Below are 10,816 nucleotides of genomic sequence, written 5' to 3' on the forward strand. Positions count from 1 at the left end.
CCGGCGGCCTCTCTCAGTACAGCGTGCGCGGGTTCGCGTCGATGCGGACGTGCACCAGATGCGGCCGCTCGTCCGGCAGCGCGGCCTCCAGCGTCGGCTTGAGCTCCTCGGCCTTCTCGACGACCGACGTCCGCAGCCCCAGGCTCGTCGCCAGCGCGGGGAAATCGATGCCGCCGAGGTCGACGCCCGGCACCTTCTCGCCGCCCGCCGCCTCGCCGAGGATGCGCACGGCGGCGTACTGCGAATTGTCGAAGATCACGAACGTCACCGGCAGGTTGTGCTGCGCCGCCGTCCACAGTGCCTGGACGCAGTACATGCTCGACCCGTCGCCGAGGATCGCGACGACCTTGCGGTCCGGCCGGGCCAGCGCGGCACCGACGGCGGCCGGGAGGCCGTAGCCCAGCGTGCCGCTGGCGACGGTGAGGAAGCCGGTGTCGGTCGACTTGATCGGCAGGTGGTCGTGCAGTTCGTTGCGGTGGCTCGGCGTCTCTTCGACGACGATCGCGTCGTCCGGCAGCACCTCCGAGATCACGGAGTAGGCGAAGGCCGGGGTGATCGGCGTGACCGCGGCGGGCTTTTCCAGCCTGGTGCGGGGTTTCGGCGCCTCACGCGGCGCGGCGCGGTCCAGCAGCGCGCGGATCGCGAGCTTCGGCGTCGCGCGGATACCGGTGCCTTCCGCGGCCCTGGCGAGGATCTGTTCGTCGTCGCTGACCAGGAACAGCGGCGGCAGCGCGGTTTCCGACTCGCCCCGGTACACGTGGTAGGTGAACGCCGGTGCGCCGATGACGACCACGAGATCGTGCTCGGTCAGCGCGCTCGCGAGCGCTTTCCGTTCCGGCTGCAGGAATCCGAAGAACTGCGGGTGGTCCTCGGGGAAGGAGCAGCGCGCCCCCATCGGCGGCGCCCAGACCCCGGCGCCGACCTTCTCGGCCAGCTCGACGACGTCGGGCACGGCGCCCTCGCCGTCGATCCCGGGGCCGACCACGATCGCCGGGCGTTCGGCGGCGTCCAAGGCGGACACCAGTTCGTCCAAAGCGGACGGATCGGGCGCGAAACCCCGGATCTGCGGCCGCGAGATGATCGGCTTCGTGGTCTCGACGTCCCAGTCGTCCACCGGCACCGAGACGAACACCGGACCCATGGGTGCCTGCGTCGCGATGTGGTACGCCCGCGCCAGCGCCGCCGGGACGTCCTCGGCCCTGGCGGGCTCGCAGCTCCACTTCACGTACGGCTTGGGGAAGTTCGCCGCCTCGACGGCCCCGAGGAACGGATCGTCCGGCAGCAGCGACCTGGTCTGCTGACCGGCCAGGATGATCAGCGGGGCGTTGTTGCGGTACGCGGTGAAGATATGCCCGAGCGCGTGGCCGACCCCGCCGGCGGAGTGCAGGTTCACCAGCGCCGCGCGCCTGCTCGCGCGCGCGTACCCGTCGGCCATCGCGACGACGGACGCCTCGTGGAGCGCGAGCACGTAGGTGAAGTCGTCTGGCCATTCCGTCAGGAAGGCGATCTCGGTCGTGCCGGGATTGCCGAAAACGGTGGTCAGGCCCAGATCGCGCAGCAGTTCCCTGGTCGCGTCACGTACGGTGCGGGTAGCCATGGCCACACGCTATCTCGTCCGCACCGGATAGTTGAAGATGCAACCTCGTATCACCGTGTGTGGTCTGGACCTGACCCCCCGCGTACGCCCACGCCCCGCATTTCGTCCTCTGAATGCGGTACTTGCACGCGCGGCCTACTCCTTGACCAGCGCCGCCCACTCGCGAACGGCGGCGACGTCCACAGTGTCCATGCCGGACTCCCAGCCGCCCGGCCGGACCGCGCTGCCGACGTGGAAAGCGCCGACCCCGCCCGCTCGCAACAGGTGCACCTGCTGCGCCCGGAGGCCGCCGCCGACCAGCAGCCGGGGCCCGTCCTCACGCCGGGCGAGCCGCTGCAGCACCGAAAGCCCGTGCGCGACGCCGTGCGGATGCCCGGCCGCGAGCACCGTGTCGCAGCCCAGGGCGACCAACTGGTCGTAGGCGCGCAACGGGTCCCGCGCGCGGTCGATGGCGCGGTGGAACGTCCACGGCAGCCCGTCGAGCTCCTTGACCAGTGTCTCGCAGGCCTCGACGTCGATTTCGCTTTCCAGGTCCAGGAAACCGAAGACGAACTCCCGCGCGCCCGCGTCGATCAGGCGCACCGTGTCCGCACGCAGCCCGTCGAGGTCGCCGGCGGCGAAGGACATGTTGTCGCGCAGCATGACCCGCACCGGGAGATCGGTGGCGCCGAGCACGTCGCGCAGCGTCTCGACCGACGGAGTGAGACCGTCGCTGGCCATGTCGCTGACCAGTTCGAGGCGATCGGCCCCGCCCTCCTGCGCGCGCTCCGCGTCCACCGCGGTCAGCGCGATCACTTCCAGCAGGCCGGTTTTCGAACTCATGGACCTTCCAATTCGCTTATGCCGAGGGGTTGTCGTCACCCCTGGCGTGGCGACCGCGCCGGAATCCGCCTTGCAGGCTGGTCATCCGTTCGCGGACCGCTTCGGGGGAAAGTGAGAGTATCGGCCTCTCCCCTCGCGGCTTCTCCGGCCTGTCGTCCTGCGATCGGGCCTCGGGAACGACGGCGGGCAGCACCGGCCAGGTCTCCTCCGCCCCGTCCTCCTGTTCCAGTTCGGCGGGCGTCGGCCACGCCGGTTCCGGTTCCTTTTCCTTCGGTTCCACCGGCTTCAGCGTCGGCTCGGTCGGCTCGTCCGGATCCGGCTCGGGTTCCTCGGGCACGGTGTTCTTGACCGGCTCGAACGAAGGCAAGGAAGGCGGGCCGGGCTCCGCGGGCGAAGGCCCTTCGCGCGGGCCTCCGTGGTCGAACCACTGCGAAAGCACGCTCTGGTACTTGGGCATCCGCTCGGTCGGCGCGTCCAGCTCCAGATGGTCGACGGCGTCGTCGTCCGAAGACGGCCATTCCGGCTGGGTCTCGCGCTCGACGACCGGGGCACGCCGCAGCGGGCCGGGATCCAGCACCGGCGCGAACCGCGACTCCTCGGCGCTCTCTTCCGGCTCGGGCAGCGGCGGGACCTCCAGCGGCGGCTCGGGTTCCGGCTCCGGGGCGACGACGGTGACGGGCACGGGTTCCGGTAGCGGCGCGGGCCGGGGCGCTTCGACGATGAGCTCGGCGGGGACGACGACCTCCGCGGTGATCCCGCCGCCGTCGGCGGACCGGAGCCGGACGTCGATGTGGTGCCGGATCGCCAGCGTCGCGACCACGAACAGCCCCATCCGTCGGGAGACCTCGACGTCGACGTCCGGCGGGTTCGCCAGCCGCGCGTTGGTCCGGTCGATCTCGGCCTGCGGCATCCCGGCGCCGTGGTCGGTGATCTCGATCTGCCATTCCCCGCGGCCGGTCTCGTGCCCCTCGACCTGCACCATCGTGCTCTGGTCCGAATAGCGGGTGGCGTTCTCCAGCAGCTCCGAGACCACGTGCACGAGGTCGTTGACGGCCTCCCCGCGCACCGCGATCCGCGGCGCCGGGCCGAGCTCGATCCGCTGGTAGTGCTCGACCTCCGAGAGCGCGGCGCCGATGATCTCGTCGGCGACGACGGCGCCGCCGTCCTCACGGACGACGTCGGTTCCGGACAGCACCAGCAGGTTCTCGCTGTTGCGGCGCATCCGGGTCGCGAGATGGTCGAGTTCGAAGAGCCCGGCGAGCGTGTCGGGATCCTGTTCGTCGGCCTCCATGCGGTCCAGCACGGACAGCTGCCGTTCGACCAGATCCTGGCTCCGCTGCGACAGGTTCACGAACATCGCGTTGATGTTCTCCCGCAGCATCGCCTGTTCCCCGGCGAGCCGGACGGCCTCGCCGTGCACCGCGTCGAACGCGCGCGCCACCTGGCCGAGTTCCTCACGGCTGAACACCGGGACCGGGGCGACGGCCAAGCGCCGACGCAGGTTTTCGGGCTGCGGCTCGGGATCGCTCAGCAGTCCTTCGACGGCCGCCGGCAGCTGGTGTTCGGCGACGTGGAGCGCGCTGCGGCGCAGGATCCTCAGCGGCCGCAACAGCGAACGCGCGATGATCACCGAGAGCACCCCGGCGACGACCAGCACGCCGAGCACGATCCCGCCGTCCCAGATCGCGGACGTCCTCGCCCGTGCCGCGAGGGCGTCGGTGCGTTCCTGAAGCTGGACGAGCAGCGCCTGCTGCACCTGGTGGGCCAGGTTCACCGTGTACGTGGCCGAGGTGTCCCACTGGTTCGGGTCCAGCCCGCCGAGTCCCTGATCGTTCTCCGCGCGGATGAGCGCCGATTCGACCATGTCGTTGCCGATGTCGACGATCAGGCCGATGACCGTGTCGTCGTACATCCGCTGCTGCTCGGGGGTCGCGAACGTGCGGTAGTCGTTGCGGGCGGCGGCGAGTTCGGCCTCCGCGCCGAGCAGCGCGCGGGTCCGGTCCCGGCTGAGACCGCCCTCCGCGAGCGCGGCCGCCATGATCGCGCGTTTGACCGACATCTGGTCCTTGACCCGCGCGAGCGCGTTGCCCGCGAGGCGGAGCTTCCCCAGATCCGGGTCGGAGACGTCGGCGGCGGTGGAATCGCTGATGTCGAGCAGGCCGGAGATCAGGTCGCTGTAGGAACGCAGCACCGCGTCGGCGGGAAAAGCGGAGTGTTCCGCGGAAAACCGGAGCCCGGTCAGCACGCGCAGCCGGTCGCTGGTCTGCTGCAGGCTGGTCGCGGTGTTGCCGCCGAGCCTGCTCTTGCTCTCGCCGAGCGTGCGGTCGAAGGTGCCGATGGCCTCGTCGACGCGCTTGCGCTGCTCGGTCAGTTCGGAAAGGTCGCCCTTGCGGTCGCCGGCGACGAACCGGACGGTGAGGTCCCGTTCGCGCTGGAGCTGGTGCACGGCTTCGGCGACGGTGCTGTCGACGCGGCCGCGGGTGGCGAACTCGGCCAGCTGCCGCGCGTCCCGAAGATCGGAGTTGACCCGGAGCCCGACGAGGGCGACCACCGCGAGCGCGGGAATCAGGAGTACCACGAAGAGTTTGGTACGCAGGTGCCAGTTCCGCAGCCGCCAGCGTCCGCCGACACGAGGATGCCGTTCCGCCGCGTCGCCCCCACGGGGACGCTTGTCGCGACGGGCCACCTGGTTTCCTTTTCCCACCACGGGACCCTTTCCCATGGCTGACATCGGGGACGAGAGCCCGAACCTACTGTAGAGTAACAAGGTTCGAGAACGATCGAAAGCCGCGCCGTCGGGCGCCTCCCGCAGGCGATCGTATGGGGCGCGGACCATACGATCCAGCAGGAGGAGCACATTCTCTCGGTAGGTGAGCGGTGACGAAGATGCGCGTCTTGGCGATTCCGCTGGTAGCGGCGCTGCTGGCGACCGCCGGTTGCGGAGTGTTTTCCGGTGGTGACGCAAGCACCGACGCGCCACTCGAACGGACGGAACTGCGCATCGGCGTCGGGAGCCCCATCGACACCGCGCCGTTGCGGGTCGCCGTCGCCGAGGGGAAGTTCACCGCGGCCGGCCTGTCCGTGACCCTCGTCGAAGTTCCCGCCGACCAGGCGATCGGCAAGCTCTCCGCCGGCGAGGTCGACCTGGCGTTCGCCAGCGACGTGTCGATCTTCCGCGCCGCCGCGGCCGGGACGGCGCTCCAGTTGCAGGGCGAGGCGTACACCGCCGGCCGCAACACCATGGCGCTCGTCACACTTCCCGGCTCCGACTACACCGAGCCCACCCTCAAGAAGTCACCGAAGATCGCGGTGAACATGCTCGACGACGTCGGCGTGCTGGCGGCGCGATCGGTACTGGCGACCGCGGGCGTCGACGCGACCCGCATCCAGTTCAAACAGCACCCGTTCGACCGGATGCCCCAGGCGTTGCAGGCGGGCGAGGCCGACGCCGCGTGGATGGTCGAGCCGTACATCACCAGGGCCGAGAAGGAGCTCGGGGCGAGCATCCTCGCCGACGGCGCCCGCGGCGCGACGCTGGACTTCCCCATGTCGTCCTACGTTTCGACGGGAGCCTTCGGGCAGGCCAACGCCCGCACACTCGCGGTCTTCCGCAAGGTGCTCGGCGAAGCGCAGGTGCGGGCGGCCGATCCCGCCGTCGTCCGCGACGCGCTGCCGTCGTTCTCCGACATCGACCGGACGACGGCCTCACTGATCTCGCTCGGGACGTACCCGGTGTCCCTCAACGGCATCCGGCTGCAACGCGTGGCCGACCTGATGCACAACTCCGGCATGCTCGGCGCGCGGCTCGACGTGCAGTCGATGGTGGCGCGGCCCTAGATGTTCTCCCCGGTCGGCCTCAGGCACACGGTGCGCTCGGGCGGTCCGGTGTAGTGCAGGGCGGTGTCGTCCGACGAACAGGTGTACTCCGTCGAGCCCCGCATCACCGTCGCGCGCGCCTCCGCACTGATGTCACTGCAGCGGACCTTCGCGATCCGCGTCTCGTGCACGACGTCGCGCAGGCAGTCCCCGCTTTCGACGTTCAACGCGAGACAGAGCGTCTTTTCCGCCCTCTTGCTCGACGAACCCCCGTACAGCTCGAACTGGATGTAGTCGGCGCTACGGCAGTCCGACGAGCCCGTCCGCACCTCGTCGACCCGGAAGGTCGCGCGATCCGACGAGCAGCTGGCCGTCGTGTAGCTCTGGTTGCCGCCCGCCTCGTCGGTCAGATACAGGCATTTGCCCGCCTCGACCTTGGTGAACCGGCTCGACTGCGAGATCCCGAAGGCGAACAGGCTCCCCAGGCCCAGCGCGGCGACGACGCCCAGCACGATCGAGGCCTTGGCCAGCACGCTCAGCGGCGGCGGCTTGGGGAACGGTGTCGGCGGTACCGCCTCCGGCATCGACGGCAGCGGCGCGGGCGCGTTATACGGGTCGTACTCGGGCATCCCGCCGGTCGGTGTAGTCGTCAAGGTCCCCTCCAGTCACCTTCCGCACATCCTTCCACCAGCGGTGCCGCGGCGGGAGCCGGTGTGGCCGGAACGTATAAAGGAGGATGTGACCGATGGCCCGCTGATCGTCCAATCCGACAAGACCGTGCTCCTCGAGGTCGACAACAGCCAGGCCGACGACGCGCGGATCGCCATCGCGCCGTTCGCCGAACTGGAACGCGCGCCCGAGCACGTCCACACCTACCGGATCACGCCACTGGCGTTGTGGAACGCCCGCGCGGCGGGCCACGACGCCGAACAGGTCGTCGACGCGCTGACGACGTACTCGCGCTTCCCCGTCCCCCAGCCGCTGCTCATCGACATCGTGGACACGATGGGCCGGTTCGGGCGGCTGCAGATCGCGAACCACCCGGCGCACGGCCTGGTGATGTCGACCATCGACCGCGCGGTGCTGGAGGAGATCCTCCGGCACAAGAAGATCAGCCCGATGCTGGGCGCGCGCATCGACGAGGACACCGTCATCGTGCACCCGTCCGAACGCGGGCGGCTCAAGCAAGCGCTGCTGAAGGTCGGCTGGCCCGCGGAGGACCTCGCCGGTTACGTCGACGGCGAGGCGCACCCGATCGACCTCGCCGAGGTCGACTGGGAGCTGCGCGACTACCAGCGCAAGGCCGCCGAGGCGTTCTGGGCGGGCGGGTCCGGCGTCGTCGTGCTGCCGTGCGGCGCGGGCAAGACGCTGGTCGGCGCCGCGGCCATGGCGCACGCGAAGGCGACCACGCTGATCCTGGTGACCAACACCGTCGCCGGACGGCAGTGGAAGCGGGAGCTGGTCGCGCGGACGTCGCTCACCGAGGAGGAGATCGGCGAGTACTCCGGGGAGAAGAAGGAGATCCGGCCGGTCACCATCGCCACGTACCAGGTGGTCACGCGCAAGACCAAGGGCGAGTACAAGCATCTGGACCTGTTCGATTCGCGGGACTGGGGCCTGGTCGTCTACGACGAGGTCCACCTGCTGCCCGCGCCGGTGTTCCGGATGACCGCGGACCTGCAGTCGCGGCGGCGGCTCGGGCTGACCGCGACCCTGGTGCGCGAGGACGGGCGCGAGGGCGACGTGTTCTCGCTGATCGGCCCGAAGCGATACGACGTCCCGTGGCGCGACATCGAGGCGCAGGGCTGGATCGCGCCGGCGGAATGCACCGAGGTCCGGGTGACGCTGACCGACGCCGAGAGGCTCGCGTACGCGACCGCAGAGGCCGAGGAGCGATACAAGCTGGCGGCGACCGCGGACACCAAGACCAAGGTGATCAAATCGCTGGTCGACCGGCATCCCGGCGAGCCGACGCTGGTCATCGGGGCCTATCTCGACCAGCTGGAGATGATCGGCGACGAACTCGACGCCCCGGTGATCCAGGGCGCGACACGGAACAAGGAACGCGAGGAACTGTTCGACGCGTTCCGGCGCGGGGAGATCAGGACGCTGGTCGTTTCGAAGGTCGCGAACTTCTCGATCGACCTGCCGGAGGCGTCGGTCGCGATCCAGATCTCCGGCACGTTCGGCTCGCGGCAGGAAGAGGCGCAGCGGCTCGGGCGGCTGCTGCGGCCCAAGGGCGACGGACGGCAGGCGCATTTCTACTCGGTCGTCTCGCGGGACACCGTCGACACGGAGTACGCGGCGCACCGGCAGCGGTTCCTGGCGGAACAGGGGTACGCGTACCGGATCGTGGACGCGGACGACCTGCTGCGCCCGATGTAGGTCTTGCAGTCCTCGGCCCGGGTGCCGCCGCCGCGCTTTTCTCTTGAAGGCCGTGCCGCTCTCGTCCCAGGTACACCAGCAACCACAGCAGCCGCAGCGGCCGCGCGTGAAGGACCCCTTCCCTCGGCTCAGCCGAGGAAACTCGACCTTCACACCTTGCCGATCGTGGACGCGGACGACCTGCTGCGCCCGATGTAAGTACATGAAGGCCCCCTTCCTTGCGCTAGGCGCAAGGAAGGGGGCCTTCATGTACGTCCGGCTGCTGGCGACGGGGTAGCGAAGGCCTCCTTCACTACCTTGAGGGTAGGCAGGAGCCCTTCACGGCACGGCGATCCTGCGCCGACGCGTTGCGAAAGCCACTTTCGCAACCTTCAACGTTGCGAAAGTGGCTTTCGCAACAGCACCTTCACCACCCCGGCATGTCCACTGTGGACAGATCCTGTGGCCACTGTGACACCAGGGGCGCGTGAGGCACCGGTAGCGAGATCCCGCAAACGGGGTATCGAAAACTGTCGGTGCTTCGAACTAGTGTTCGGGTAGAGTCGACCGAACACCAGTTCGAGGGGAAGCCGATGACGATCGCACCGTTCCGTCCGGGTACGCCGCCCGTCCAGACCCTGCCGCCCGGCCGGTGGCACGGCCGGATCTGGGTTTCGGATCTGCCGCTGGCCAGGCCGGAGCGCTACACCGGCTGTGTCGCCGAGTTCGACCGCTCCGGTCTGTGGCCGGTGCTGATCCCGCACGACCAGCGCTTCGCTGCCAACGGCGAGGACTGGATCGACGACCGCGGCAGGCTCGCCCCCGCCGACCACCGGATCGCCTCGGTGGATCCGGCCGAGGTGCTGGCCCGCTGGTGGGACACGTCGTGCTGCGACGGCGCCTGCCTTCGCCCGTTCGGCGCGAAGTTCCCCGGGCTCGCCCGCCGTCCGTCGCGCCGGGCGGATCCGCTGGCCGAGGCCGGCAACACCGGCTCGATCCTGGCCGCGCGCGGGCCGCATCGGCTGGCGCTGGTGCAGACGGAGCGGCCCGCCGACATCCCGGCGATCCTCGGCTGGACGGGCATGATCAAGGCGACCGACCAGGTCCACGAGCTGTCCGCCGTCCTGCGCAGCTGGGAAGACCGTTTCGGCGCGACGCTCACGGTGCTGGGCTTCGACTCGATGGAGCTGTCGGTGGCCGCGCCACCGCGCACCCAGGGCCGCGCGCTCACCGTCGCCGCCGAGCACCGGGCGTTCTGCCTGCCCTCGTTCGCCGGTCAGCCGGGCAATCTCCGCGAGTTCGCCGCCGGCCTGGTCCAGACCCGGAGGTGGCGGTTCTCGTGGGCGTGAGCGGGCGTTTGCACCGGCCGGAGAGGGGGAATCAGGGCGACACGGGAAGGCGGTGATCGACGTCGCGGAGCTGAGGATCGGCACTTCGGGCTGGCGCTACCCACCGTGGCGCGGGGACTTCTACCCTCGCGGCCTGGTGCAGCGGCGCGAGCTGGAGTACCTGTCGTCCCGAATGAACTCCGCCGAGATCAACGGCTCGTTCTACTCGCTGCAGCGTCCCGAGCGGTACCGGGCGTGGGCCGAGGAGACACCGGACGACTTCGTCTTCGCCGTCAAGGGCGGCCGCTTCATCACGCATATGAAGCAGCTGCGTGACGTCGAGGCGCCGCTGGCGAACTTCTTCGCGTCCGGCGTGCTGGCGCTCGGCCGGAAACTGGGGCCGTTCCTCTGGCAGCTGCCGCCGCGGCTGGCGTTCGACGCCGAGCGCGTCGAGTCCTTCTTCAAGCTGCTGCCGCGCACCAGTGACGCCGCCGCCAAGCTCGCGGGCAAGCACGACGACAAGCTGAAGGCCGAGCCGCACACCGATCCGAAGCCTCGCCGGAAGCTCCGGCACGCCGTCGAAGTACGGCATCCGAGCTTCGCCGAGCCCGAGAGCCTCGAACTGTTCCGGAAGCACGGCATCGCCCTCGTGGTCGCCGACACCGCGGGCAAGTTCCCGTTCATCGACGAGATGACGAGCGACGAGTTCGCATACGTCCGCTTGCACGGCGCCGAGGAACTGTACGTCAGCGGGTACAGCGACAAGGCCTTGAAGAAGTGGGCCCGGAAGATCGAAGGCTGGGGCCGCGACGCGTACGTCTATTTCGACAACGACGTCAAGGTCGAGGCGCCGAAGAACGCGATCACCCTCGCGAAACTGCTGGCTTGA

General features: G+C 69.8%; 8 protein-coding genes. 4 read left to right on the forward strand and 4 right to left on the reverse strand.

Annotated features, from left to right (window positions below; all coding sequences use genetic code 11):
• Positions 1–13 precede the first annotated feature (13 nt).
• From mdlC to ACZ1DY_RS39615, 3 genes are all read right to left on the reverse strand, one after another.
• Positions 14–1,597 (reverse strand): benzoylformate decarboxylase, encoded by a 1,584-nt coding sequence (gene mdlC, locus ACZ1DY_RS39605; RefSeq protein WP_465482693.1) that lies wholly within the window; start codon positions 1,595–1,597, stop codon positions 14–16.
• A gap of 135 nt (positions 1,598–1,732) precedes the next feature.
• Positions 1,733–2,419, reverse strand: a complete 687-nt coding sequence (locus ACZ1DY_RS39610) for a copper homeostasis protein CutC (RefSeq protein WP_465482694.1) — start codon at positions 2,417–2,419, stop codon at positions 1,733–1,735.
• Between the two features lie 16 nt (positions 2,420–2,435).
• Positions 2,436–5,105, reverse strand: a complete 2,670-nt coding sequence (locus tag ACZ1DY_RS39615) for a sensor histidine kinase (protein WP_465482695.1) — start codon at positions 5,103–5,105, stop codon at positions 2,436–2,438.
• 191 nt (positions 5,106–5,296) lie between these two features.
• Here ACZ1DY_RS39615 and ACZ1DY_RS39620 point away from each other — a divergent pair, with 191 nt between their 5' ends.
• Positions 5,297–6,256, forward strand: a complete 960-nt coding sequence (locus ACZ1DY_RS39620) for an ABC transporter substrate-binding protein (protein WP_257484033.1) — start codon at positions 5,297–5,299, stop codon at positions 6,254–6,256.
• On the opposite strand, the gene ACZ1DY_RS39625 is transcribed toward ACZ1DY_RS39620, so the two are convergent.
• Complete coding sequence (locus ACZ1DY_RS39625) at positions 6,253–6,888, reverse strand: LppU/SCO3897 family protein (RefSeq protein ID WP_257484032.1); 636 nt, start codon at positions 6,886–6,888, stop codon at positions 6,253–6,255. The genes ACZ1DY_RS39620 and ACZ1DY_RS39625 overlap by 4 nt on opposite strands.
• 85 nt (positions 6,889–6,973) lie before the next feature.
• Here ACZ1DY_RS39625 and ACZ1DY_RS39630 point away from each other — a divergent pair, with 85 nt between their 5' ends.
• From ACZ1DY_RS39630 to ACZ1DY_RS39640, 3 genes are all read left to right on the forward strand, one after another.
• On the forward strand, positions 6,974–8,620 hold the full coding sequence (locus tag ACZ1DY_RS39630) for a DNA repair helicase XPB (RefSeq protein ID WP_219147873.1): 1,647 nt from the start codon (positions 6,974–6,976) through the stop codon (positions 8,618–8,620).
• 572 nt (positions 8,621–9,192) lie between these two features.
• The gene (locus ACZ1DY_RS39635; protein ID WP_126730376.1) at positions 9,193–9,948 is read left to right on the forward strand and encodes a DUF4253 domain-containing protein; all 756 of its coding nucleotides are present in this window, start codon (positions 9,193–9,195) and stop codon (positions 9,946–9,948) included.
• Positions 9,949–10,000: 52 nt separating this feature from the next.
• Entirely contained in the window at positions 10,001–10,816 is an 816-nt protein-coding gene (locus ACZ1DY_RS39640) for a DUF72 domain-containing protein (RefSeq protein WP_465482696.1), read from the forward strand.

The organism is Amycolatopsis sp. PSD-21 (assembly GCF_055561455.1).